The 24,884-nt window shown below is 68.2% G+C and carries 19 protein-coding genes; 11 read left to right on the top strand and 8 right to left on the bottom strand.

Annotated elements, in window-relative coordinates:
• The first annotated feature begins 249 nt into the window (after window positions 1-249).
• Both AC06FD_RS13545 and AC06FD_RS13550 read left to right on the top strand, forming a co-directional pair.
• Entirely contained in the window at window positions 250-606 is a 357-nt protein-coding gene (locus AC06FD_RS13545; protein ID WP_394164016.1) for a hypothetical protein, read from the top strand.
• A gap of 69 nt (window positions 607-675) precedes the next feature.
• Window positions 676-1,494, top strand: coding sequence for a hypothetical protein (locus AC06FD_RS13550; RefSeq protein WP_478078098.1), 819 nt, complete (start codon window positions 676-678; stop codon window positions 1,492-1,494).
• A gap of 109 nt (window positions 1,495-1,603) precedes the next feature.
• Here AC06FD_RS13550 and AC06FD_RS13555 read toward each other — a convergent pair whose 3' ends face one another.
• The 4 genes from AC06FD_RS13555 to AC06FD_RS13570 form a co-directional block, all read right to left on the bottom strand.
• A complete protein-coding gene (locus AC06FD_RS13555) occupies window positions 1,604-2,110 on the bottom strand; it encodes a hypothetical protein (RefSeq protein WP_259210167.1) in 507 nt (168 codons plus the stop codon).
• Window positions 2,111-2,152: 42 nt separating this feature from the next.
• Window positions 2,153-2,446 carry a LysM peptidoglycan-binding domain-containing protein gene (locus tag AC06FD_RS13560; RefSeq protein WP_478078099.1) on the bottom strand — a complete coding sequence of 98 codons (294 nt, stop codon included), beginning with the start codon at window positions 2,444-2,446 and terminating at the stop codon, window positions 2,153-2,155.
• 236 nt (window positions 2,447-2,682) lie between these two features.
• Window positions 2,683-3,501, bottom strand: a complete 819-nt coding sequence (gene queF, locus AC06FD_RS13565) for an NADPH-dependent 7-cyano-7-deazaguanine reductase QueF (protein WP_259210165.1) — start codon at window positions 3,499-3,501, stop codon at window positions 2,683-2,685.
• 487 nt (window positions 3,502-3,988) lie between these two features.
• On the bottom strand, window positions 3,989-5,320 hold the full coding sequence (locus tag AC06FD_RS13570) for a M20 family metallopeptidase (RefSeq protein ID WP_259208971.1): 1,332 nt from the start codon (window positions 5,318-5,320) through the stop codon (window positions 3,989-3,991).
• A gap of 226 nt (window positions 5,321-5,546) precedes the next feature.
• Between AC06FD_RS13570 and AC06FD_RS13575 the strand changes: the two genes are divergently transcribed.
• The 9 genes from AC06FD_RS13575 (at window position 5,547) to AC06FD_RS13615 (ending at window position 21,991) form a co-directional block, all read left to right on the top strand.
• Entirely contained in the window at window positions 5,547-6,797 is a 1,251-nt protein-coding gene (locus AC06FD_RS13575; RefSeq protein ID WP_478078100.1) for an efflux RND transporter periplasmic adaptor subunit, read from the top strand.
• Between the two features lie 88 nt (window positions 6,798-6,885).
• Window positions 6,886-10,116: an efflux RND transporter permease subunit gene (locus AC06FD_RS13580; protein ID WP_259208969.1), complete on the top strand. Its 3,231-nt coding sequence runs from the start codon at window positions 6,886-6,888 to the stop codon at window positions 10,114-10,116.
• 34 nt (window positions 10,117-10,150) lie between these two features.
• Window positions 10,151-13,276, top strand: coding sequence for an efflux RND transporter permease subunit (locus AC06FD_RS13585; protein ID WP_478078101.1), 3,126 nt, complete (start codon window positions 10,151-10,153; stop codon window positions 13,274-13,276).
• A gap of 264 nt (window positions 13,277-13,540) precedes the next feature.
• Complete coding sequence (locus AC06FD_RS13590; RefSeq protein WP_478078102.1) at window positions 13,541-15,610, top strand: TonB-dependent siderophore receptor; 2,070 nt, start codon at window positions 13,541-13,543, stop codon at window positions 15,608-15,610.
• A gap of 391 nt (window positions 15,611-16,001) precedes the next feature.
• Entirely contained in the window at window positions 16,002-18,179 is a 2,178-nt protein-coding gene (yccS, locus tag AC06FD_RS13595) for a YccS family putative transporter (protein ID WP_478078103.1), read from the top strand.
• 140 nt (window positions 18,180-18,319) lie between these two features.
• Window positions 18,320-19,114, top strand: a complete 795-nt coding sequence (locus tag AC06FD_RS13600) for an SDR family NAD(P)-dependent oxidoreductase (RefSeq protein ID WP_259208965.1) — start codon at window positions 18,320-18,322, stop codon at window positions 19,112-19,114.
• Between the two features lie 88 nt (window positions 19,115-19,202).
• A complete protein-coding gene (locus AC06FD_RS13605) occupies window positions 19,203-21,092 on the top strand; it encodes an MFS transporter (protein ID WP_478078104.1) in 1,890 nt (629 codons plus the stop codon).
• Between the two features lie 117 nt (window positions 21,093-21,209).
• Window positions 21,210-21,569 carry a CD225/dispanin family protein gene (locus AC06FD_RS13610; protein WP_394164008.1) on the top strand — a complete coding sequence of 120 codons (360 nt, stop codon included), beginning with the start codon at window positions 21,210-21,212 and terminating at the stop codon, window positions 21,567-21,569.
• Entirely contained in the window at window positions 21,569-21,991 is a 423-nt protein-coding gene (locus AC06FD_RS13615; protein WP_394164007.1) for a DUF2752 domain-containing protein, read from the top strand. The genes AC06FD_RS13610 and AC06FD_RS13615 overlap by 1 nt, the downstream gene beginning before the upstream one ends.
• A gap of 9 nt (window positions 21,992-22,000) precedes the next feature.
• Here AC06FD_RS13615 and ampE read toward each other — a convergent pair whose 3' ends face one another.
• The 4 genes from ampE to AC06FD_RS13635 all read right to left on the bottom strand — a co-directional run bounded on the left by ampE (window position 22,001) and on the right by AC06FD_RS13635 (window position 24,881).
• Window positions 22,001-22,894, bottom strand: coding sequence for a regulatory signaling modulator protein AmpE (ampE, locus tag AC06FD_RS13620; RefSeq protein WP_259208962.1), 894 nt, complete (start codon window positions 22,892-22,894; stop codon window positions 22,001-22,003).
• Between the two features lie 113 nt (window positions 22,895-23,007).
• On the bottom strand, window positions 23,008-23,919 hold the full coding sequence (nudC, locus tag AC06FD_RS13625) for an NAD(+) diphosphatase (RefSeq protein ID WP_259208961.1): 912 nt from the start codon (window positions 23,917-23,919) through the stop codon (window positions 23,008-23,010).
• 66 nt (window positions 23,920-23,985) lie between these two features.
• The gene (erpA, locus tag AC06FD_RS13630; RefSeq protein ID WP_256776573.1) at window positions 23,986-24,375 is read right to left on the bottom strand and encodes an iron-sulfur cluster insertion protein ErpA; all 390 of its coding nucleotides are present in this window, start codon (window positions 24,373-24,375) and stop codon (window positions 23,986-23,988) included.
• Between the two features lie 47 nt (window positions 24,376-24,422).
• A complete protein-coding gene (locus AC06FD_RS13635) occupies window positions 24,423-24,881 on the bottom strand; it encodes a bactofilin family protein (protein WP_394164005.1) in 459 nt (152 codons plus the stop codon).
• Window positions 24,882-24,884 lie beyond the last annotated feature (3 nt).

Consider the following 24,884-nt stretch of genomic DNA (forward strand, 5'->3'; position numbering starts at 1 on the left):
CGGAGCAAAGCCGGGCCATACGCGGCGGTACTGCAACGCTGCGATCCATGCCCCGGCCGTTCGTGTCGCCTGAAACCGTTCCGGGCCCCGCCCCGGCACGGGAACCGTGTTTATGCGCGGGCTGATGCCGCCTTAACCTGGGGTCGGGGTATAGTCGGCGCGGTTGGACGAAACAGGATGGTCGTCATGTGGAAATTCGGTCTGCCGGCGACGGCGATGATGGTTCTTCTAGCATCAGGAGGGTGCGCGATGTCCAATTCCGCTCATGCGGTTCCCGAGGCTGCCGCCACCCTGCAGGTGCCGGTGGAGACGCCGACGCCCAAGGTGTTCGCCTGCGCCCGCCAGCGGCTGGCCGAGCTGGGCCGGGATGAGGCCCTGTGGGACCACGCGGTGACCCGAGAGGATGTGCAGCACGGCGTGCTGGAAACGGGCGATTTCCCCGAGGACAACATCAGCGGCTTCCGCCTGCACCTGCAGCATGACCCGGCCAAGGGCGCGGTCGCGCTGCGACTGCGCGGAGCGGGCGCCTATTTCGTTGACCAGGGCGTGGATGCCGGGCTGAAGGAATTCCAGGCCGGCTTCTCGGCCTGCCTGGCGTCCCCATAAGCAAGCCCGGGAACGGCGCAGGCGCGTGGTTGCGCGCGGCCTGCGCACATCACATCAAGGAGAGGACGCATGCCGGACGACCAGTACTCCATCGAAGCCCGATCCCTGCGCGTGGCCGGCGTGGCCAGCCACGACTATTGGGTGCTGCGTGGCCCGGACGGCAAGGACATGGCCGAACTGCACGGCCTGGCCACCGACCGCGAGACCAACCGTGCCATCCCGATCGGCACCGACGAAAAGAAGCATTCGCTGCGCATCTGGCATTACGTGCATGACAAGGAATTCGCTGCCGAGCATGGGGTCAAGCCCACGCGCGAAACCTACATCGAGGAAGGCCAGCAGCACCACACCGTGCTCAGCGGCAGCAAGGAGGACGTGCTGGGGCGCTGGAACGCCGCCGTGGCCGCCAAGGAGCCGTTGAACGCGCTCGACCTCAATTATCCCAAGTACGGCTTCAAGGTGTTCAGCGATACGGTCAACAGCAATTCGGCCTATCGCACCTTGGGCGAAGTAATGGGCGTGCCGGTGAAGGACTTCGGGGGCGTGATCGAACCGGGCCTCGACAACCGGATGACCACCCCGGAGGAGATCGAGAAGCTGCGCAACAAGGACTACCCGGTGCTGTCGTCGCGGGAGCCCGTGGCGCGCGAGCCCGAACAGGGCCAACTCGCGCAGACCGATGCGGCGAGTCCGGCGACCGGCGCCGGTGCCCTGCTGGCCGGCGCACGCGACGGCGAGGCGGCGCTTGGCACTGCGATGCGCGAGCTGCAGGCCTCCGCGCAAGGGCAGGAATTTGCCGCGCGCGCGCAGGCGCAGGCGCAAGCCCAGACCGTGGCCGACGCCGGGCGCGAACCCGACGCAGCACAGCAGGCGGCCGCGCGCAGCTGAGCGCGCTGCTGGCCTGCTTCGCGGTGGCCATACCCCTGTAAACAAAAAAGACGCAGCCTCGCGGCTGCGTCCATCGTGAGCCTGTTGCCGGAAGAGAGTCGGCGCGGGCTTACTTGACCTCGAACTCTTGCGGCGTTCCGGCCGCCTTACCATCTACCGTGACTTCCGCGCGGTACTTGCCCGCCGGCCAGCCCTTGGCATTCTTGAAGGTGATGTTGGTGGTCTCGGCCGCCGTGGTGTTCAGCGTCTGCGAGTTCTCACCGGCCACCTGGCCATCCTGGAAGGTCAGCTTGGCGCCGACATTGGCGTTGCTGGCGGCACCGTCGGTGCGGACCGACACGATGATGTCGTCCTTCGGGGCGAACAGCGCCGTGGTGGCCACGCTCTTGTCGGCGGCAGCGGTCTTGCCCACGGTGACGGTGGACACGGTCACCCCGGCGGCAGCGGCCATCGGCTGCGGCGCGGCCTGGGTCATCGGTTCCGGCGCAGCCGGCGTGGTCGCCGCGGCGGGCTGTGCATTGTTGTCGGCGGTGTCTTCTTTCTTCTTGCAACCGACCAGCGCAACGGTGGCCAGCAAGGCAGCGAGTACGGCGGTACTGATGGACGTCTTCTTCATGGAATTCCTCCCTGGGAATCTGTGGAATGCAAGTGGAACGACTCAGCCTTTGGGCGGCAACTTGAGGGTCTGGCCCGGGAAGATCTTGTCCGGGTCGTCCAGCACATCACGGTTGGCCTCGAAGATTTTCTGCCAGGCGTTGGCGTCGCCCAGCTCCTGTTTGGCGATCTTCGACAGCGAGTCGCCCTTCTGTACGGTGTAGGTGCCTCCCACCTTCTCGGCGGTGGTATCCACCGATGAGGTGACGCCGGAGAAATCAGCCTTGTCCACCTTCTGCGCGGTACTGTCCACGCTCGAGGTGACACCGGAGAAATCGGCTTTCTTATCGGTACTCATCCACACGCTCCCGTCTTCATTGACGACATGGGAGGCACGGTGTCACAGCCCGTGTTAATGAGACATGGCGTGGATGTGAAGACGTGCGGAACGAGGGGCGACGGCGGCGCCACGCCCTGTGTGACTGGACCCATCAGGTCAGGCCGCCCACGCAGCCACGCAGGGCGTGGCGCTCCCCCAGCCCCGGGCGGGCCGGGGCGGCGGCGGCCCGTTGCCGGCCACTGGCCGGCAACCGGTTACTGGCGCAGGTCGCGCACGGTGCGGGCCGGCAGATCGATGCCCGGGCTGGCCCGCCACGGGTTGATGTCCAGGCCGCCGCGGCGGGTGTAGCGCGCTTCCACTTCCAGCCACTGCGGTGCGCAGCGCTGGGTGATTTCGCTGAAGATCCGCTCCACGCACTGCTCGTGGAACTCGGCGTGTTCGCGGTAGCTGACCAGGTACTTCAACAGCCCCTCGCGGTCGATCTGCGGCCCGTGGTATCGGAGGCTCACACTGGCCCAGTCCGGCTGCCCGGTCACCGGACAATTGGACTTGAGCAGCGCCGAGCTCAGCGTCTCGGTGACGATCTGCGACGCATCCGCCGACAGGAACCCCGGCGCCGGCGGACCGTAGCACTCGATCGCCACGTCCAGGTCGTCCAGCGACTCGCCCTCGGCATCCTCCACCAGCACCGGCACCCCGAAGCGCACCGTCACCACCGCGCCTGCGCACGTCGACAGATCGGTCACCATGCGCAGCCGCGCCGCCTCGTCATCATCGAAACGCGTGCTGTTGAGCGAATTGAGGTACAGCTTGAACGACTTGGATTCGATCAGGTTCGGCGACGTGCACGGCACGCTGATCGTGGCCACCGCCACCCGCGGCTTGCCGCGCCGGTCCAGCCAGCTCAGCTCATAGGCCTGCCAACGGTCGTGCCCGACGAACGGCAGCGCCGCCTCGTCCAGCCCGATCTCTTCACGCGCGCCACGGCGCGGAATGGGAAACAGCAGCGCGGGATCGTACTGCGACGGGTAAGCAACCTCGCGACCGAGGCTGGAGTCCTGGGGGGTATTCATCCGCCCATTTTACGCTGGTGGCCGAGCCACGTCCGACACCTGCCGCCACCTGGTCAGTACCGAGCCTCGCCCCGGCCATTGGCCGGGACCTCCCCTGGCTGCCCTGCCTCCGCCTCCCCGCCCGTCACCAGCCAACGGTCCGGGGGGAGCCGGGGTGGGGTGGCGGGGCCCCTGTCCCCCAAACACGGGTTCAAGGCGTGCCCTGAGTGCTCCGGCTCCGGCTCCGGCTCCAGCTCCAGCTCCAGCTCCGGCTCCGGCTTCGCCGTCCCATCCGTCACCAGCCAACTGTCCGGGGGTGGGCCGGGGTGGGGTGGCGGGACCGTTGTGCGCCATGGATGGCGCACAAAGAGCCCCCATGGATGGGTTCACGGCGTGTCCCGCCACCCCACCCCGGCCCGCCCCACGCATGACAAACCCGCGCCGACAATCGCCCTTCCCATCGCCTTTGATCAAGATCCAGATCTTGATCTGTATCCAGAACCCACCCTCACCCCGCCGCAGGCGCAGCCCCCCCCGCCCCATTGAGATAATCCAGACTCACCTGCAGCAACGCCCGCAACCCCACGTCCAGCGCCTTCTCATCCAGCAGGAACTTCGGCGAATGGTTCGCCGGTGCCGTGGCAGGATCGATCCCCACGCTAGTGGACCCCACGAAGAAGAACAGCCCCGGCACCTCCTTCGCGTACAACGAAAAATCCTCCGCCCCCATCTGCAGCGGCGGCTCGTACACATTCTCCGCCCCCACCACCGCCTGCAGGCTCGGCAACATCCGCGCCGTCAGCGCCGGATCGTTCACCGTCGCCGGATTGCCCTCGGACTCATAGATCTCCGTCACCGCCTTCGCCCCATGCGCCGCCGCCGTATGCTCGGCCACGTTGCGCAGGTCCGCGAAAATCTGTTGCCGCATCCCCTCGTCGAACGTCCGGATCGTCCCCACCATCTCCACCTCGTCGGGAATGATGTTGTAGCGGATACCGCCCTTGATCGCCCCGAACGTCAGCACCGCCGGCTGCTTGGACAGATTCGCCCGGCGGCTCACGATCGTCTGCGCCGTCCCCACCAGATCGGCCGTCGCCACGATCGGGTCCACCCCGTTCCACGGCGCCGACCCATGCGTCTGCCGCCCGATCACCTTGATCCCGAACCGGTCCGACGCCGCCATCAGCGGCCCCCCGCGCACCGCGATCTGCCCCGCCGGCACGCTCGAGAACACATGCAGCCCGAACACCGCCTCCGGCTTGAAATCCGCAAACAGCCCCTCCTTCAGCATCAACGCCGCCCCGCCCTCTTCCGGCGGCGGCGCCCCCTCCTCGGAGGGCTGGAAAATCAGCATCACCTCACCCGGCAGACTCGCCTGCATCTTCACCAGCGCATCGGCCACCCCCAGCAACGTCGCCGTATGCGCGTCATGCCCGCAGGCATGCATCACCCCCACCGGCTCGCCGCGGTAGGTACTCGTCGCCTTGGACGCGAACGGCAGCCCGGTCTGCTCGGTCACCGGCAGCGCGTCCATGTCCGCGCGCAACGCGATCCGTGGCCCCGGCCTGCCGCCCTTGATGATCGCCACCACGCCGTGGTGGGCGATCCCTGTCTTTGGCTTCAGCCCCAACGCCCGCAACTGCTCGGCCACCTTCGCCGAGGTCCGCTCCTCGCGGTTGGACAGCTCCGGGTGCTGGTGGAAGTCGCGCCGCCAGTCGATCACCTTGGCCTTCAGGCGGGTCGCCGCCGCGGTCACTTCCGGGCGTTCGGCAGGGGCGGCCGCGGCGAGCGCGGGGCTCGCAAGCAGCAGGGCGGACAACAGCAACGACAGACGGGGCATCGACGATCTCCACGGGTGCTCAAGGCGGACCAAGCTGAATGTAGGCCATCAGCGCACTTGCTGCTGTAACTTTCTGCCCCTGCAGCCGTTCTCCGATGGAACCTGCCCCGTCACATCCGGTCTGATCGCCCGTCCCATCCGTCATGCATGAAAGCCCGCGCACCACGGGTATGCTTTGCACCAGCCAATCGGGCCCTGCCCTCCGCCAGCCTCAGGAGTTAGTTGAATGTCGCGTTTCTGGAAGATCGTGCTGCTGGTGGTTGCAGTGCTGGTGATTGGCTTCATCGGCCTCCACCTGCTCAATGGCGGCAAGCACAAGGGTGAGGCCAGCGGCGCGGCCGCCGGCGCCGGCAAGGACGGCGACCAGCGCGACACCGGGCCGGTCCCGGTCACCGTGGTCGACGCCATCCGCCAGGACGTGCCGGTCTATGCCAGCGCGCTGGGCACCGTCGCCGCCATGAACACCGTCACCGTCAGCCCGCAGGTCGGCGGCCAGCTGATCAGCATCAATTTCAAGGAAGGCCAGGAAGTGAAGCAGGGCGACCTGCTCGCGCAGATCGACCCGCGCACCCTCCAGGCCAGCTATGACGAAGCCGCCGCGGCCAAGCGCCAGAACCAGGCCCAGCTCGCCACCGCCCGCTCCAACTACCAGCGCTCCAACTCCCCGGAGTATCGCCAGTACGTGGCCAAGACCGACCTGGACACCCAGCGTAACCAGGTCGCCCAGTTCGAAAGCGCCGTGGCCGCCAACGAAGCCAGCATGCGCGCCGCCCAGGTGCAGCTGCAGTACACCCGCGTCACCGCCCCGATCTCCGGCATCGCCGGCATCCGCGCCGTGGACGCCGGCAACATCGTCAGCGCCGGCACCGCCCTGGTCACCCTGACCCAGATCCACCCCATCCACGTGGTCTTCAACCTGCCCGAGCGCCAGCTGCCGGACGTGCGCACCGCCCAGCAGGCCGGCCCGGTCACCATCGCCGCGCTCGACCGCAACGACTCGCACGTGCTCACCGACGGCGGCACCCTGGACGTGGTCGACAACCAGATCAGCAGCGACAGCGGCACCTTCCGCGCCCGCGCCCTGTTCAACAACACCGACAACACCCTGTGGCCGGGCCAGTTCGTCAACGTGCGCATGCAGCTGCGCACCATCGGCGGTGGCGTGGTGATCCCGACCCAGGCGGTGATGCGCGGGCCGGACGGTGAGTACGTCTACATCGTCAAGCCGGACAGCACCGTGGCCATGCAGACGGTCAAGAGCGGCGTGGAAGTGGGCGACAGCAACGTGCAGATCACCGAGGGGCTCAAGGGCGGCGAGCGCGTGGTCAGCGAAGGCCAGTTCCGGCTCAAGCCCGGCGCCAAGGTGACCGCGCTCAAGCCCGGCGAAACCCCGGCCGCGCCCACCGAAGCCGAACTCAAGGCTGCCGCGCAGCAGCAGGGCGGTGGCGGTGGTCGCCGTGGCGGCGGTCCGCGCTGAGCGCACCTGCCTGACGTTCCCGACGCCGGCCGCCTGGCCGGCGCCTGCCCGCTCCAACGCCGCATGACGTAACCGCAAGGATCCGCCCGTGGGCTTTTCGACGATCTTCATCCGCCGCCCGATCGCCACCTCGCTGTTGATGGCGGGCCTGCTGCTGCTCGGCATCCTCGGCTACCGCCAGCTGCCGGTGTCGGCGCTGCCGGAGATCGACGCGCCCAGCCTGGTGGTGACCACCCAGTACCCCGGCGCCAACGCGGTCACCATGGCCTCGCTGGTGACTACCCCGCTGGAACGCCAGTTCGGGCAGATCTCCGGGCTGGAGATCATGACCTCCGATTCCTCGGCCGGCCTGTCCACGATCATCCTGCAGTTCTCGATGGACCGGGACATCGACATCGCCGCCCAGGACGTCCAGGCCGCGATCCGCCAGGCCACCCTGCCCTCCTCGCTGCCCTACCAGCCGGTCTACAACCGGGTGAACCCGGCAGACGCGGCGATCGTCACCCTCAAGCTCACCTCCGACACGCGCCCGCTGCGCGATGTGAACAACTACGCCGACTCCATCCTGGCCCAGCGCCTGTCCCAGGTGCAGGGCGTGGGCCTGGTCTCCATCGCCGGCAACGTGCGCCCGGCCGTGCGCATCCAGGTCAACCCGGCGCAGCTGTCCAACATGGGCCTCACCCTGGAAGAACTGCGCAGCGCGCTGACCCAGGCCAACGTCAACGCGCCCAAGGGCTCGCTCAACGGCAAGACCCAGTCCTACTCGATCGGCACCAACGACCAGCTGACCAGCGCCGCCGACTACCGCGACACCATCATCAGCTACAAGAACAGCCGCCCGGTGCGCCTGTCCGACGTGGCCACCGTGGTGGACGGGGTGGAGAACGACCAGCTCGCCGCCTGGGCCGATGGCAAGCCGGCGGTGCTGCTGGAAGTGCGCCGCCAGCCCGGTGCCAACATCGTGCAGACCGTCGAGCGCATCCGCGCCCTGCTGCCGCAGCTGCAGAACGTGCTGCCGGCCGACGTGCACCTGGACATCTTCTCCGACCGTACCGAAACCATCCGCGCCTCGGTGCATGAAGTGCAGTTCACCCTGATCCTCACCATCGGCCTGGTGGTCGCGGTGATCTTCGTGTTCCTGCGCCGGCTGTGGGCGACCATCATTCCTTCGGTGGCCGTGCCGCTGTCGCTGGCCGGCACCTTCGGGGTGATGGCATTCGCCGGCATGTCGCTGGACAACCTGTCGCTGATGGCCCTGGTGGTGGCCACCGGCTTCGTGGTCGACGATGCGATCGTGATGATCGAGAACATCGTGCGCTACATCGAGCAGGGCAAGAGCGGCCCGGAAGCGGCCGAGATCGGCGCGCAGCAGATCGGCTTCACCGTGCTCTCGCTGACGATCTCGCTGGTGGCGGTGTTCCTGCCGCTGCTGCTGATGCCCGGCGTCACCGGCCGGCTGTTCCATGAGTTCGCCTGGGTGCTGAGCATCGCGGTGGTGCTGTCGATGCTGATCTCGCTGACGCTCACCCCGATGATGTGCGCCTACCTGCTCAAGCCCGACGCCCTGCCCGAGGGCGAAGACGCGCACGAACGCGCCGCCGCGGCCGGCAAGGAGAACCTGTGGACGCGCACCGTGGGCGCCTACGAGCGCAGCCTGGACTGGGTGCTCGACCACCAGCGCATGACCCTGGCGGTGGCCGCCGGCGCGCTGGTCCTCACCGTGGTGCTGTACATCGTGATCCCCAAGGGCCTGCTGCCCGAGCAGGACACCGGGTTGATCACCGGCGTGGTCCAGGCCGACCAGAACATCGCCTTCCCGCAGATGGAGCAGCGCACCAAGGCGGTGGCCGAAGCGCTGCGCAAGGACCCGGCGGTGACCGGCGTGTCGGCCTTCATCGGGGCCGGCAGCATGAACCCCACGCTCAACCAGGGCCAGCTCTCGATCGTGCTGAAGGAGCGCGGCGACCGCGACGGGCTGGAGGACATCCTGCCGCGCCTGCAACAGGCCGTGGCCGGCATCCCCGGCGTGGCGCTGTACCTCAAGCCGGTGCAGGACGTCACCCTGGACACCCGCGTGGCCGCCACCGAGTACCAGTACTCGCTGTCGGACGTGGACAGCGCGCAGGTCGCGCTGCAGGCCACGCGCCTGACCGAGGCGCTGCGCCAGCGCCCGGAGCTGGCCGACGTGGACAACAACCTGTCCAACCAGGGGCGCGCGCTGGAGCTGAACATCGACCGCGACAAGGCCAGCGTGCTGGGCGTGCCGATGCAGACCATCGACGACACCCTCTACGACGCCTTCGGCCAGCGCCAGATCTCCACCATCTTCACCGAGCTCAACCAGTACCGCGTGGTGCTGGAAGTGGCGCCCGAGTTCCGCACCAGTACCGCGCTGATGAACCAGCTCGCGGTGGCCTCCAACGGGGCCGGCGCGCTGACCGGCAGCAACGCGACCAACTTCGGCCAGGTCACCTCGTCCAACTCCTCCACCGCCACCGGCATCGGCGCGCAGAACACCGGCATCCCGGTCGGCGCCGGCAACATCATCCCGCTGGCCGCGCTGGCCGAGGGCAAGATCACCAGCACCCCGCTGGTGGTCAGCCACCAGCAGCAGCTGCCGGCGGTGACCGTGTCGTTCAACATCGCCCCGGGCTACTCGCTGTCCGATGCGGTCAAGGCGATCGAAGAGACCAAGGCCGCGCTGGACATGCCCTCGCAGGTGCATGCGCAGTTCATCGGCAAGGCCGCCGAGTTCACCGGCAGCCAGACCGACGTGGTGTGGCTGCTGCTGGCCTCGCTGGTGCTGATCTACATCGTGCTGGGCGTGCTGTATGAGAGCTACATCCACCCCTTCACCATCATTTCCACCCTGCCCCCGGCCGGCGTGGGCGCGCTGCTGGCGCTGATGGTGTGCGGGCTGCCGCTGTCGGTGGATGGCATCGTCGGCATCGTGCTGTTGATCGGCATCGTCAAGAAGAACGGCATCATGATGGTCGACTTCGCCATCGAGGCACGCCGCACCGGCGCCAACGCGCATGAGGCGATCCGCCGCGCCTGCCTGCTGCGCTTCCGCCCGATCATGATGACCACCGCCGCGGCCATGCTCGGCGCGCTGCCGCTGGCGCTGGGCACCGGCATCGGCTCGGAGCTGCGCCGCCCGCTGGGCATCGCCATCGTCGGCGGCCTGCTGCTGTCCCAGCTGGTCACCCTCTACACCACGCCGGTGATCTACCTGTACATGGAGCGCTTCTCCGAGTGGATGCGCGAGCGCCGCGAACAGCGCGCGCTGCGCCACGCCAGCGCCCAGGACCGCGCATGAGCGCAGCGTCCTTCCGTGCCATGGGGGCGCCGGCATGAACATCTCCGGCCCCTTCATCCGCCGCCCGATCGGCACCGCGCTGCTGGCCATCGGCCTGTTCGTGGTCGGCCTGTTCTGCTACCTGAAACTGGGCGTGTCGGCATTGCCGAACATCCAGATCCCGGTGATCTTCGTGCACGCCAGCCAGTCCGGCGCGGACGCCACCACGATGGCGTCCACGGTCACCGCGCCGCTGGAACGCCACCTCGGCCAGTTGCCCGGCGTGGACCAGATGCGCTCGTCCAGTTCGGAAGGCAGCTCGCTGGTCTTCATGATCTTCCAGAGCGGGGTGGACATCGATTCGGCCGCGCTCGACGTGCAGACCGCGATCAATTCCTCGCAGGCCGACCTGCCCTCCGGGCTCGGCTCGCCGATGTTCCAGAAGGCCAACCCGAACGACGACCCGGTGATCGCCATCGCGCTCACCTCGCAGACCCAGTCGGCCGACGAGCTCTACAACGTCGCCGACTCGCTGCTGGCCCAGCGCATCCGCCAGATCAGCGGGGTGTCCTCGGTCGACATCGCCGGTGCGTCCACCCCGGCGGTGCGCGTGGACGTGAACCTGCGCCTGCTCAACGCGCTCAACCTCACCCCGGATGACCTGCGCAACGCGGTGCGCGCGGCCAACGTGACCTCGCCCACCGGCTTCCTCACCGACGGCAACACCACGACCGCGATCATCGCCAACGACTCGGTGGCGCGCGCGGCCGACTTCGCCAACCTGGTCATCAAGACCCAGGCCGATGGCCGGGTGATCCGGCTCAAGGACGTGGCCAACGTCTACGACGGCCAGCAGGATGCCTACCAGGCCGCGTGGTTCGACCACAAGCCGGCGGTGGTGATGTACGTGTTCACCCGCGCCGGCGCCAACATCGTGGAGACCGTGGACCGGGTCAAGGCGCAGATCCCGATGCTGCGCGACTACCTGCAGCCGGGCACGGTGATGACCCCGTACTTCGACCGCACGCCGACCATCCGTTCGTCGCTGCACGAAGTACAGATCACCCTGCTGATCAGCCTGGCGATGGTGATCCTGACCATGGCGCTGTTCCTGCGCCGGCTGGCCACGACCCTGATCGCCGCGGTCACCGTGCCGCTGTCGCTGGCCGGCGCGGCGCTGGTGATGTACGTGTTCGGCTTCACCTTGAACAACCTCAGCCTGCTGGCGTTGGTGATCGCGATCGGCTTCGTGGTCGACGATGCGATCGTGGTGATCGAGAACGTCATGCGCCACCTCGACGAGGGCATGCCACGCATGCAGGCCGCGCTGACCGGGGCGCGCGAAATCGGCTTCACCATCGTCTCGATCACCGCCTCGCTGGTGGCGGTGTTCATTCCGCTGCTGTTCGCCAGCGGCATGGTCGGGGCGTTCTTCCGCGAATTCACCATCACCCTGGTGGCGGCGATCGTGGTCTCGATGATCGTCTCGCTCACCCTTACCCCGGCGCTGTGCAGCCGCTTCCTGAGCGCACATACCGAACCGGACAAGCCGTCGCGGATCGGTCGCTTCCTGGATGGCATGCATGACCGCATGCTGCGCATGTACACGGTGTGCCTGGACTTCTCGCTGCGCCACGCGCTGCTGCTCTCGCTCACCCCGATCCTGCTGATCGTGGCCACGGTCATGCTCGGCGGTGCGGTCAAGAAGGGCTCCTTCCCGGCCCAGGACACCGGCCTGATCTGGGGCCGCGCCAACTCCAGCGCCACCGTGTCCTTCGAAGACATGGTCAACCGCCAGCGCCGCATCACCGACATGCTGATGGCCGATCCGGCGGTGAAGACCGTCGGCGTGCGCCTGGGCAGCGGCCGCCAGGGCTCCAGCGCGCAGTTCAACATCCAGTTGAAGACGCGCAAGGAAGGCCGCAAGGAAACCACCGCACTGGCGCTGGCGCGGCTCAGCGCCAAGGCCGACCGTTACCCCGACCTGCAACTGCGCCTGCGCGCGATCCAGGACCTGCCCAGCGACGGTGGCGGCGGCAACAGCCAGGGCGCGCAGTACCGCGTGTCGCTGCAGGGCAACGACCTGGCCCAGCTGCAGGAATGGTTGCCCAAGGTGCAGGCCGCGTTGAAGAAGAACCCGATGCTGCGCGATGTCGGCACCGACGTGGACACCGCCGGCCTGCGCCAGAACGTGGTGATCGACCGGGCCCAGGCCGCGCGCCTGGGTGTGTCGGTGGGTGCCATCGACGGCGCGCTGTACGGCGCGTTCGGCCAGCGCCAGATCTCCACCATCTACTCGGACATCAACCAGTACAGCGTGGTGGTCAACGCGCTGCCCGAACAGACCGCCACCCCGCGCGCGCTGGATGAGATCCACGTGCGCGCCGGCAATGGGGACATGATCCCGCTCACGGCCGTGGCCCACCAGGTGCCGGGATTGGCGCCGCCGCAGATCACCCATGAGAACCAGTACACCACGATGGACCTCAGCTACAACCTGGCCCCGGGCGTGAGCACCGGCGAGGGTGAGGCGATCATCAAGGCCACCGTGGACGGGCTGCGCCTGCCCGGCGACATCCGCATCAGCGATGGCGGCGGCTTCAACGTGCAGCTCAACCCGAACTCGATGCTGATCCTGGTGCTGGCCGCGATCATCACCGTGTACCTGGTGCTGGGCATGCTGTACGAAAGCCTGGTGCACCCGGTCACCATCCTGTCCACGCTGCCGGCGGCGGGCGTGGGCGCGCTGCTGGCGCTGTTCGTGACCAATACCGAGCTGTCGGTGATTTCGATGATCGCGCTGGTACTGCTCATCGGTATCGTCAAGAAGAACGCGATCATGATGATCGACTTCGCCGTGGTGGCCCAGCGCGAGCACGGCAAGAGCCCGCGCGATGCGGTGCGCGAGGCCAGCATCGTGCGCTTCCGCCCGATCATGATGACCACCATGGTGGCGATCCTGGCGGCGGTGCCGCTGGCGATCGGCCTGGGCGAGGGCTCCGAGCTGCGTCGCCCGCTGGGCATCGCGATGATCGGCGGGCTGCTGTTCTCGCAGAGCCTGACCCTGCTCAGCACCCCGGCGCTGTACGTGATCTTCTCCTGCCTGCGCGAGCGCTGGGTCAACCGCCGCGCACGCCGCCGCGAGCGTCGGGCATTGAAGCGGAGCGCGGTCGCCCGGTAGGTACCGAGCGTGGCCCGGTACCTGCGCAGAGGCCCGGCCGCGTCACGGCGCGGCGAGGTGACGACCTGCGGTCGTCACCCACGGGGCAGGTTTGACGCCGCGTAGCAAAACGACAACAATTCGCATCCAGCCACGGTCCTGCACCGCCCTCTGCGATGCACCCGCTGCCGGTTCCCGGCCAGCCTGCGCGATCCAGCCATCGACCTCTCCCCCGCCTTCTGCAGATCGCGGACGGCGTTGCGCTGTCCGCCAAGGAACCCATCGATGCTGTCGTCTTCCCTGCCCCGCCTGGCCACGCTCGCCGTGGCCCTGTCCCTGGCCTGTGCCGCGCAGGCGCAAACCGCCCCGGATGGCGCGCCGCGCGCACGCTCGGCCACCGACCTGGATGCCATCAAGGTCATCGCCGAGCGCACCCACACCGACACCGGCGCGCTGGGTGACCGCGCGGTGCGCGATACCCCGTTCGCGATCGCCGTGGTCGGTCGCGAAGAGATCGAGAAGCGCCAGGTCGTCTCGCTGGGCGAGGCCTTCCTGACCGACCCGTCGGTGGTTACCCAGGTCAGCGCGTATGCCAGCGGCTGGAGCTCGCCGATCCGCAACCGCGGCATCGACCTCAGCTACGACAGCTACCGCGTCAATGGCCTGCAGGTCTCTTCGTGGGGCACCGAGTGGCCGCTGGAAGTGATGGAGCAGGTGGAACTGCTGAAGGGTCCCGGTGGGTTCATGTACGGTTTCGGCCAACCCGGCGGCATCGTCAACTACGTGACCAAGAAGCCGACCGAGGTCACCATGCTGTCGGCGCAGCTCGGCTGGCGCGAGGCGGGCATTGTCAGCGGCCAGGTCGATGTGGGCGGGCGCTTCGGCAACGAAGACATGTTCGGCTACCGCTTCAACGCGTACCAGGAGACGGGCGAGACCTTCAACGGCGGCGACGTGAACCGCAAGGTCGGCGCGCTGTCGCTGGACGCGCGCCTGAGCGACCGCCTCACCTGGACCTTCGATGGCGTGTTCCAGTCGCGCGACCTGGCCAACGAATCCCCGCAGTACTACTTCATCGGCCTGACCGAGCTGCCGCGCGCGCTGGCCGGCGACGTCGACAACAGCATCGACGGCAGCTACTACGATACCCGCTCCAGCCTGCTCTCCACCGCGTTGAACTGGCAGATCAACAGCGACTGGAAGGCCAGCCTGAGCTATGGCGTGACCACCTCCTGGAACGACGTCAACAAGATCTTTGCCTACATCGACGACGTCAACGGCGACTACAACGTCAACACCTACGAACTCGGCGGCAAGAGCGAGTGGACGCTGGCCCAGGCCATCCTCCAGGGCCGTTTCGACACCGGCCCGCTGTCGCACCAGGTCGTGGCCGGGGTCTCCCACCAGACCGGGCTGGGCTGGGACCGCCCGTACGAATGGAACACCATCGGCCGCGGGAACATCTACCAACGCCCGGTGCTGCGCCACGACGCAGTGGGCTCGCGCGTGCTCAGCCGCGGCAGCGAAACGGTGCAGCAGGCGGTCTTCGTCAGCGACACGGTCAGCATCGCCGACGGCTGGTCGGTGCTGGCCGGTGCGCGCTACAACGACTTCGAAAACAAGGGCGCCTACCACACCTACCCGGTCACCCCGACCTACGCCGTGATGTACAAGCCGGCCGACGCCGTCACCGTGTACGCCAGCTACGTCGAATCGCTGGAGGCCGGCAGCCGCGTCGGCAGCGACTACATCAACGCGGGCACCGTGCTCGACCCGACCCTCAGCAAGCAGTACGAGATCGGTGCCAAGATCGAAACCCCGCGCTGGAATGCCAATGCCGCCGCCTTCCGCCTGGAGCGCGGCGCCAACATCGACCTGCTCACCCCCGCCGGCAAGGTACTGGTGCAGGACGGCATCACCCTGTACGAGGGCGTCGAAGTCAGCGGCGACGTCCGCCTGACCGACGCGCTCACCATCGGCGGCGGTGTCACCTGGCTCGACCCGACCTACGACAAGCTGTCCCCCGACAGCGTCGCCCAGCAGGGCAACCGCACCGCCGGCGCCGCGCGCTGGCAGGGCGTGCTGCACGCCGACTACAGCATCCCGCAGGTGGAGGGCCTGAGCGTCTACGCGCTGGCCCGCTACTACGGCGACGTCTACTACGACGCCGACAACACCCTCAACCTTCCCGACTACACCCTGGTCAACGCCGGCCTGGGCTACCGCATGCAGCTGGACGGCCACCCGGTCACCTGGCGCGCCGGCGTGGAGAACCTGGCCAACAGAAAATACTGGTCCAACGCCGGCGTGGGCCTGCCGCGCACCTTCGCGGTGAGCGTGCGTTTCGACCTGTAACCGTTCCGGTCATGCCGAGACATGCTCGGCGACGTTCAGGGCGATGGCGTTGGCACCTGGCGGCCGCGCTTCGCGCGGTGCCGAGCATGGCTCGGCACTACCTGCTTCGCCGTTGGGCACCGACCCGCTGTACCGGATCGGACGGCGCGCTTCGCGCGGTGCCGGGCATGGCTCGGCACTACCGGCTTCTCTGTTGGGCACGGACCCGCTGTACCGGATCGGGTAGCGCGCTTCGCGCGGTGCCGAGCATGGCTCGGCACTACCGGCTTCTCCGTTGGGCACCGCCCCACACCGGTGGGGCCCAATCGCGACGCTGTTGAGGTGGGGACACCCGCGCTGTCCCCTTCACCACACACCGGCAATAATGGGCTGCCCCGCACCCCGAGCCCGCATGTCCGCCCGAGAATCCCGCCTGAGCCGCCTGTGGGCGCACGAAAAGGCCAGCTATGGCCTGCGGGTGTTCATTGCGCTGTCGGTGGCGATGGGCGTGTGCTGGCACCTGGACCAGCTGCCTGCCCTGCCTGGCGTGTTCCTCGGCATCATCGCCAGCGCCATCGCCGAAACCGACGACAACGCGTGGGGCCGCACCAAATCGGTCGCGCTCTCCCTGGTGTGCTTCATCATCGCCGCCACCGCCGTGGTCGAGTTGTTCGCCTGGCCGTGGGTGTTCATCGCCGCCCTGGCCCTGTCCACCTTCGGCCTCACCCTCCTCGGCGCCCTCGGCGAACGCTACGCCTCCATTGCCCAGGCCACCGTCACCCTGGCCATCTACACCATGATCGGCCTGGAACAACACGGCGCCAGCGACCGCGCCCAGGCCATCAACGCGGTCAGCCACCTGCTCGCCGGCGCGCTCTGGTACGGCCTGCTCTCCATCCTCTGGACCGCCCTGTTCGCCAACCGCCCGGTGCGCGAACGCGTCGCCCGCCTCTACCTGGAACTGGGCCGCTACCTGCAGCTCAAAGCCGACCTGTTCGAACCGGTCCGCGATGCCGACGTGCAGAAGCGCCAGCTCGCCCTGGCCGAACAGAACCGCCGCGTGGTCGACGCGCTCAACATCGCCAAGGTCGCCATCCTCGCCCGCTTCGGCCGCTCCGGCCGCCCCGGCGTGCAATCCGGCCTGTACCTGCGCCTGTACTACATGGCCCAGGACTTCCACGAACGCGCCAGCTCCTCGCACTATCCCTACGGTGCGCTCACCGAGGCGTTCTTCCACAGCGACGTGCTGTACCGCTGCCAGCGCCTGCTCGCGCTGCAGGGCGAGGCCTGCGCCAACCTCGGCCTGGCCATCCGCCTGCGCCGCCCCTTCCAGTACGGGGAACGCACCAAGCAGGCCACCGCCGACCTCACCGATTCGCTCACCTGGCTGCGCGCCCAGCACAACCCGCAGTGGCAGCGCCTGCTGTCCTCGCTGGAACTGCTCGGCCACAACCTGCAGAGCATCGAGCGGCGCCTGTCCGAGGCGGAAAAGTCGGACTCCACCCTGGACAACGTCGACACCCGCCTGCGCGACACCAACCCGCACACCCTGCGCGAAATGTTCGTTCGCATCCGCCAGCAGCTCACCCCGGGCTCGGTGCTGTTCCGCCATGGCCTGCGCATGGCGCTGGCGCTGATCGTCGGCTTCGCCGCCATCCGCCTGTTCAACGCACAGAACGGTTCCTGGGTACTGCTCACCATCGTGTTCGTGTGCCGCCCGCACTTCGGCGCCACCCGGCAGCGGCTGGCCCAGCGCATCGCCGGCACGCTGATCGGCCTGGTGTTCACCTGGGCCTTGATGCAGCTGTTCCAGGACCTGCGCATCGAACTGCTGATCGCGCTGCTGTCCGCGCTACTGTTCTTCTTCACCCGCAGCGACCGCTACCTGGTCGCCTCGGCCGCGATCACGGTGATGGCCCTGACCTGCTTCAACCTCATCGGCGATGGGTTCCTGCTGATCTGGCCGCGCCTGGTCGACACCCTGCTCGGCTGCGCGATCGCCGCCGCGGCCGCGTTCCTGATCCTGCCCGACTGGCAGGGCCGGCGGCTCAACCTGGTGATGGCGCGGGTGCTGGCCAACTGCGCGCGTTACCTGGACGCGGTGCTCGGCCAGTACGGCAGTGGCATGCAGGACGACCTGGCCTACCGCATCGCCCGGCGCGACATGCACAACGCCGATGCGGCGCTGTCCACCGCGCTGTCGAACATGCTGCGCGAACCGGGCCACGTGCGACGCAACCTGGATGCCGGCTTCCGCTTCCTGGCCCTGTCCAACACCCTGCTTGGCCACCTCTCCGCGCTCGGCGCACACCGCGCGCAGCTGGACAGCTACGTCCAGGATCCGCAGGCCCAGGCGGGGCGCGAGCGCGTCGAGCAGGCCATGCAGCGCATCGCCGCGGCACTGGAGCAGCGCGAACCGGTGGACGACACCGACAACGACGGCGACCGCGCACTGGCCGAGCAGCTGGAACAGATCACCGACGACATGCCGCCCAAGCTGCAGCTCATCCGCACCCAGATGGGACTCATGCTGCGCCTGCTTCCCAAGCTGCGCGGCGCTGCCAACGAAGCGGCACGCACCCTGCGCTGAGGCGGTGCAATGCAGCGCTGCGGCGCGTGCACGGGTGCCGCAGAGACGCGCCCCACCATGAAGGGAACGCGGGATGCACGACGCCCTTACCGGCGGCCGCGCACACTGACCGCGTTCTCCCCCTGCTCAAGGAACCGCCCATGCAACTGGATCTCACCGGCAAGACCGCCCTGGTCACCGCCTCCACCGCCGGCATCGGCCACGGCATCGCCCATGGGCTGGCCGCCGCGGGTGCCCGGGTCGTCGTCAATGGCCGCAGCCAGGCCTCGGTGGACGCTGCGCTGGCCACGCTGCGCCAGGCCCTGCCCAACGCGACCCTGCTCGGCGCCGCCGCCGACCTCTCCGACGCCGCCGGCGTGGACACCCTGCTGGCCGCGCTGCCGGCCATCGACATCCTGGTCAACAACGCCGGCATCTTCGGCCCGCAGGACTTCTTCGAGACCGATGACGGCACCTGGGACCACTACTGGCAGACCAACGTGATGTCGGGCGTGCGCCTGTCGCGCGCCCTGCTGCCGGGCATGGTCGAGCGCGGCTGGGGCCGGGTGCTGTTCCTGTCGTCCGAGTCGGCCCGCAACATCCCCGCCGACATGATCCATTACGGGGTCACCAAGACCGCCCTGCTCGGGCTGTCGCGCGGGCTGGCCAAGCGCGTGGCCGGCAGCGGCGTCACCGTCAATGCGGTGCTGCCCGGCCCGACCCTGTCCGATGGCTTCGCGGCAATGATGGAGGACGAGCGCGCACGCACCGGCAAGTCACTGGAGGTGCTCGGCCGCGAGTTCGTGATGGCCAACCGGCCCACCTCCGTGATCCAGCGCGCGGCCACGGTGGAGGAAGTGGCCAACATGGTGGTCTACCTGGCCTCGCCACAGGCCTCGGCCACCTCCGGCGCGGCGCTGCGGGTGGACGGCGGCGTGGTCGACGACATCGTCTGACCCCGCCCGGCAGCGCCGGGGGCCGCGGCGCTGCCATCCTGCGCGAACGACGACAGTGCTAGGCTGCGCCGGTTCGCAAGGAGATTCCATGTCCGGCCACAGCCAGTTCGCCCTGCTCAAGCAGCGTCGCTTCCTGCCGTTCTTCATCGTCCAGTCGCTGGGCGCGTTCAACGACAACGTGTACCGCCAGGCCATCATCGGCCTGCTGTTCTACCTCGGCGTGAGCCAGGAAGAACAATCGCTGTACACCACGCTGGCGCCGGCCATCTTCATCCTGCCGTACTTCCTGTTCTCCGCCCTGGCCGGGCAGATCGCCGAAAAACTGGAGAAATCGCGGCTGATCGTGATCACCACCACGATGGAGATCGCGATCATGTCGCTGGCCGCGGTCGGCTTCCTCACCCAGAGCATGCCGGTGCTGCTGGTGGCGTTGTTCTGCACCGGCCTGCAGTCCACCCTGTTCGGCCCGGTCAAGTACTCGGTGCTGCCCTCGGTGCTGCGCCCGGAAGAGCTCACCGGCGGCAATGGCCTGGTCGAGATGGGCACCTCGATGTCGATCCTGACCGGCATGATCAGCGGCGGCATCATCTTCACCCTGGCCGGCAGCTTCGGCCCGGTGGTGGCGGCCACGGCGGTGATCGCGCTGGCGATCGTCGGCAACATCACCGCGCGGATGATCCCCAAGGTCGACGCCGGCGCGCCGGACCTGAAGATCAACTGGAACCCCATCCCCGAGTCGTTGGCCGTGCTGCGCCTGGCCAAGAAGCAGAAGGCGGTGCGCAACGCCATCCTGGGCGTGTCCTGGTTCTGGTTCGTCGGCACGATGCTGACCTCGCAGCTGCCCACCTACGCGGTGGTCAACCTCGGCGGCGAGCCCACGCTGTACATCTTCGCGCTGGCGCTGTTCTCGGTCGGCACCGGGGTCGGCTCGCTGCTGTGCGAGAAGCTGTCCGGGCGCACCGTTGAAATCGGCCTGGTGCCACTGGGCGCATTCGGCATGACCGCCTTCATGCTGGACCTGTATTTCGCCCGGGCCGGCACCGCCACCGCCGCCGGGCTCGGGGTCGCCGCATTCGTCGCGCAACCGGGCAGCGTGCGCATCATCGTCGACCTGGTCGGCATCGGCCTCTTCACCGGCTTCTTCGTGGTGCCGCTGTTCGCGCTGATCCAGAGCCGCACCCCGAAGTCGGAGATGTCGCGCGTGTTCGCCGCGCTCAACATCCAGAACTCCGGCTTCATCGTGGGCGCCGCGCTGATCGCGCTGGTCACGCAGAAATTCCTGCACTGGACCATCCCGCAACTGTTCCTGGCACTGGCCATCGCCAATGCCGTGGTGGCGATCTACATCTTCACCATCGTCCCCGAATTCCTGATGCGCTTCCTCAGCTGGGTGATGGTGCGCGGCCTGTACCGGCTGCGCCTGCACGGCATCGAGGCCAACGTGCCCGACGAAGGCGCCGCGCTGATCGTGTGCAACCACGTCAGCTACATGGATGCGCTGATCCTGTCGGCCACCATCCCGCGCCCGGTCCGCTTCGTCATGTACTACAAGATCTTCAACATCCCGGTGATGCGCTGGATCTTCCGCACCGCCAAGGCGATCCCGATCGCCGGCGCGCGCGAGGACCCCGCGCTGATGCAGGCCGCCTTCGACGAGGTCGACGCGGCGTTGGCCGAGGGCGAGCTGGTCTGCATCTTCCCGGAAGGCGCGCTCACCCGCGATGGCGAGATGGCCGCGTTCAAGTCCGGCGTGGAAAAGATCCTGGAGCGCCGCCCGGTGCCGGTGGTGCCGATGGCGTTGCGCGGAATGTGGGCCAGCATGTGGAGCCGGCGCGATACCCGGATGGGCCGGATGCGCGTCCCGCGCCGCTTCCGCGCGCACGTGGAGGTGGCTGCGGGCCCGGCAGTGCCGGGCGCGACGGCCACCGCCGACGCACTCGAACAACGGGTCCGCGAACTCCGTGGCACCAACGGCTGAGGCCGTCGGCGCCCATGTAACCGTATACATACCGGCATTCACATCGGTTAGATTACCGCCCAGCACGGTCGAACGCGCTGTTCGACACCACCCACCCCAGAAAATGGAGCTTCGCCAATGAATGCCACCGCCCCGCTGCCGCCCGCCTCCGGTACCGTCCCGAACTACCTGATCTGGTCGATCATCGTTACCGTCCTGGCATTCTTCATGTGCTGCGTGTCGTGCCTGAGCTTCCCGGCGATCGCCACCGGTATCGTCGCCATCGTGTTTGGTACCAAGGTCAACACGCTGCTCAACCAGGGCGACCTGGTCGCCGCGCGCAATGCCTCCAAGAACGCCAAGATCTGGGCCTGGGTCACCTCCGGCATCCTGATCGCCGCCACCCTGTTCTCGCTGATCTGGCTGGCCACTGTCGGCACCGAGGGCTACATGGAACAGATCCAGCAGCTCCAGCAGCAGATCGAAAGCAGCAACTGATGCAGGCACTGCACGGCAAGCGCTGGTTGTTGATGGCGGCCCTTCCGCCGACGGCGCTGGTCGTCGGCGCGGGGTTCTGGGCGTTGCGTCATTTCGACCCCAACAGCGCCAACAGCCCGTTCCCGCCGTGCAGCTTCCACGCCGTCACCGGTTTCTACTGCATTGGCTGTGGGCTGACCCGTGCGCTGCACGCGTTGGCCCATGGCGATGTGCTGACCGCCATCTCGATGAACCCGCTGGCCATGCTGATGCTGGCCATTGCCCCGCTCGTACTGGGCTGGACGCTGGGCTGGCGCCCGCGCTGGATGCAACCGTTGATCACCCTGCTGACCACCCCGGCGTTCTGGCTGACCCTGCTGCCGGTGTACTGGATCGCGCGCAACCTGCCGTGGGTACCGTTCACCTGGCTCGCGCCGGGCTGATCGCCCCGCTCAGGTCACCCAGCCGGCGATCACCAGCAGCGCCAGCGCTGCCATCCACAGCAGCAGCATCCGCCATACCAGGCTCATCGCATCGCGCAGTTCCGGCAGGCGTCGCCACACCGGCACCATGCCCGCATCGCTGTAATCGTGCGCGTCCTCGCGCAGCTCCGCGCTGACGCTGGCGCGCGCCACCGCGCCCAGGAACACCGCCGAGGCCGCCCACTGGTTGCCGTGGGCCTGCCGCCAGGCCTTGTACGCGGTATCGAAATTGCCCACCAGCGCCATCGACAGCGACATCAGCTGCGCCACCGGCCACTCCAGCCAGCTCAACACCCGCCGCGCCCCGATCGCGCAGTCCACCGGGGCCAGCGCACGCATCGGCCCGACCGCCAGCAACGCCAGCAGGCGATACGCCAGCGCACCGACCGGGCCCAGCAGCAGGAACCAGAACAACACCGCGAACCAGCGCCGCAGCGCGTTCAGCACGGTCGCTTCGACCAGCGAGGACACGTCTTCGTGCAGGCTGCCGCCGGCGGCCTGCAACTGGGCGATTGCCAGGTGCCGGGTCGGCGCGTCGTCGGCATCGATCACCGCCTCGACATCGCGGTCCAGGTCACGCGGGCCCCAGCAGACCACCAGTGTCGCCACGCCCAGCAGCAGCGAGGGCAGCCCGAACAGGCGCCCGTGCAGCGCCCACTGCAGCAGCAGCAGGACCAGCAGCCAGGGCAGCAGCGCCAGCACCCACCCCTGGCGCGAGCGCCAGAAGCCGCCCTCGGCGGCATGCGCATCCAGCCATTGCAACCAGCGCCGGTACAGCCCGAACCGGCGCAGCGCCACCGCCGCGGCAGGGGCGACATGGCCAAGGGCCAGGGCGACCAGCACGGCGACGAGGGTGGTGAACATGTAAGCCTCCGGCGCGGTTTCTGGCCGCTACTATGCCCTGCGACCCGGCAATTCCCCGGGCCAGTGCCACTCTACGCTGCCGCGTGTTCAGCCAGCGGCAACGGCGCTCCCGGTCACCCCACCTGCTGGCGGTACCAGTGCTCGATCAGGCTGCGCGAGATCGAGATCGGCGGTGACAGGCGGATGCCCAGCCCGTCATCGTCCACATCCCGCGCCAGCGCCGCACCCACCTCGTCCACGGTGAACCAGCGCGCATCTTCCAGCTCACCGTTCACGGTGGGCACGTCGTCTTCGGCCGTGGCGGCAAAGCCCAGCATCAGCGCGCCCGGGAACGGCCACGGCTGGGTGCCCAGGTAACGGCACTCGCGTACCCGCACCCGGCTTTCCTCGAAGACCTCGCGTGCCACCGTCTGCTCCAGCGACTCGCCCGGCTCGACGAACCCGGCCAGTACCGAATAGCGGCGCGGCGCCCAGTTGGCCTGGCGCCCCAACAACAATCGCCCGTTGTTTTCCACGGCCACGATCACCGCCGGGTCCACCCGCGGGTAGTGCTCGGTGCCGCATTGCCCGCAGCGCCCGACGAAGCCGCCGCGCGAGAAGGTGATCCCACCCCCGCAGACCCCGCAGAAGCGCGTGCGCGAGTGCCAGTACGACATGCCGCGCGCATAGCAGAACGCGCTGGCGTCGGCGGCCGACCACGTGGTGGCCGACTCGCGCAGGTCCACGCGTTGCGGTGCGGTCACATCGACCGCGGCAGATTCCACCGAGAACCAGCCGCGCTCACCCCGCAGGCCGAGGAAGATCGCGGTGCCCGGGCCGCCGCCGAGCTGCGCGCCACGCAGCGCGAGGGGCTGGCCGTCGTCGCCGGCCAGCGCGCGGCCATCCGGGTCCATGACCAGGACGTGGGCCGTCGGCCACAGGCGTGCCAACGCGTCGGCGTCATCACGCAGCGTATCGGCACGTTCGAGGGGGTCGGTGGTGAAGGCGAAACCGGACAGCGGCGAAGAAAATCTGGACATGCACAAAGCCTGCCCATATTCGACGACAGTGGCAAGCGCCGGCGGACCCGATCGGGTCGCCGGCGCGCGCCATCACATGCTGAAACTGCTGCCGCAGCCGCAGGTGGTCTTGGCGTTCGGGTTGCGGATCACGAACTGCGCGCCGGTCAGACTTTCGGTGTAGTCCACTTCGGCGCCCATCAGGTACTGCAGGCTCAGCGGATCGACCAGCAGGGTGACACCATTGGTGTCCACGGCCAGGTCGTCCTCGGCACGGTTCTCGTCGAACTCGAAACCGTACTGGAAGCCCGAGCACCCACCGCCCTGGATGTACACGCGCAGGGCGAGCGAGGTACTGGCCTCGTCCTGGATCAGTTCCTTCACTTTGGCCGCAGCGGCCTCGGTGAAGTTCAGGGGACGGTCCAGCGATTGGTAGTTCGGCGCGGGCGCGGGGGCGCCGGGCAGGGAAACAAGCGTGCTCATGCCCCCAGCATGGGGGCGCATGAGCACGCTTTCAAGCGATCGGCCGTTCAGGCCATCGCGTTGGCGAGTTTCTTGCGGGCACTGCCGTCCTTGCCTTTGTCGGCGTTCTCGTCGGCCGGCGGCGGCAGCGCCATCTGCGCGGCGCCATGAATCAGGCGGCCGGTGAGCTGGGCCCCGGCGTTCATCTCCACCACCTGGTAGTGGATGTTGCCGGTGACCCGGGCAGTCGGGGTCAGTTCGACCTTTTCGCTGGCATGCACGTCGCCGTCGAGGCGGCCACTGATGACCACCACCTGGGCGCGGATCTCGCCCTCGATGCTGCCCTGTTCGGCCAGGGTCAGGGTGGCGTTGGACGCCCCCTCGGCTGCGATCACCTTGCCCAGGATGGTGCCTTCCACATACAGGCCCCCGCTGAACTCCACGTCACCCCGGATCACCACCTGTGCGCCGATCAGCGCGTCCACGACCAGATGACCGTCGCGGTTGGATTTATTGCTGCCAAACATGGG

The sequence above is a fragment of the Stenotrophomonas sp. Steno-Z1 genome (assembly GCF_056393175.1).

What these genes read in the sequence shown, in the direction of transcription:
- AC06FD_RS13590 (WP_478078102.1), top strand. Translation starts at nt 13,541, where the DNA reads ATGCTGTCGTCTTCCCTGCCCCGCCTGGCCACGCTCGCCGTGGCCCTG.
- AC06FD_RS13575 (WP_478078100.1), top strand. Translation starts at nt 5,547, where the DNA reads ATGTCGCGTTTCTGGAAGATCGTGCTGCTGGTGGTTGCAGTGCTGGTG.
- AC06FD_RS13545 (WP_394164016.1), top strand. Translation starts at nt 250, where the DNA reads ATGTCCAATTCCGCTCATGCGGTTCCCGAGGCTGCCGCCACCCTGCAG.
- ampE (WP_259208962.1), bottom strand. Translation starts at nt 22,894, where the DNA reads ATGTTCACCACCCTCGTCGCCGTGCTGGTCGCCCTGGCCCTTGGCCAT.
- AC06FD_RS13550 (WP_478078098.1), top strand. Translation starts at nt 676, where the DNA reads ATGCCGGACGACCAGTACTCCATCGAAGCCCGATCCCTGCGCGTGGCC.
- AC06FD_RS13560 (WP_478078099.1), bottom strand. Translation starts at nt 2,446, where the DNA reads ATGAGTACCGATAAGAAAGCCGATTTCTCCGGTGTCACCTCGAGCGTG.
- AC06FD_RS13555 (WP_259210167.1), bottom strand. Translation starts at nt 2,110, where the DNA reads ATGAAGAAGACGTCCATCAGTACCGCCGTACTCGCTGCCTTGCTGGCC.
- AC06FD_RS13570 (WP_259208971.1), bottom strand. Translation starts at nt 5,320, where the DNA reads ATGCCCCGTCTGTCGTTGCTGTTGTCCGCCCTGCTGCTTGCGAGCCCC.
- AC06FD_RS13615 (WP_394164007.1), top strand. Translation starts at nt 21,569, where the DNA reads ATGCAGGCACTGCACGGCAAGCGCTGGTTGTTGATGGCGGCCCTTCCG.
- AC06FD_RS13585 (WP_478078101.1), top strand. Translation starts at nt 10,151, where the DNA reads ATGAACATCTCCGGCCCCTTCATCCGCCGCCCGATCGGCACCGCGCTG.
- queF (WP_259210165.1), bottom strand. Translation starts at nt 3,501, where the DNA reads ATGAATACCCCCCAGGACTCCAGCCTCGGTCGCGAGGTTGCTTACCCG.
- AC06FD_RS13635 (WP_394164005.1), bottom strand. Translation starts at nt 24,881, where the DNA reads ATGTTTGGCAGCAATAAATCCAACCGCGACGGTCATCTGGTCGTGGAC.
- yccS (WP_478078103.1), top strand. Translation starts at nt 16,002, where the DNA reads ATGTCCGCCCGAGAATCCCGCCTGAGCCGCCTGTGGGCGCACGAAAAG.
- erpA (WP_256776573.1), bottom strand. Translation starts at nt 24,375, where the DNA reads ATGAGCACGCTTGTTTCCCTGCCCGGCGCCCCCGCGCCCGCGCCGAAC.
- AC06FD_RS13600 (WP_259208965.1), top strand. Translation starts at nt 18,320, where the DNA reads ATGCAACTGGATCTCACCGGCAAGACCGCCCTGGTCACCGCCTCCACC.
- AC06FD_RS13610 (WP_394164008.1), top strand. Translation starts at nt 21,210, where the DNA reads ATGAATGCCACCGCCCCGCTGCCGCCCGCCTCCGGTACCGTCCCGAAC.
- AC06FD_RS13605 (WP_478078104.1), top strand. Translation starts at nt 19,203, where the DNA reads ATGTCCGGCCACAGCCAGTTCGCCCTGCTCAAGCAGCGTCGCTTCCTG.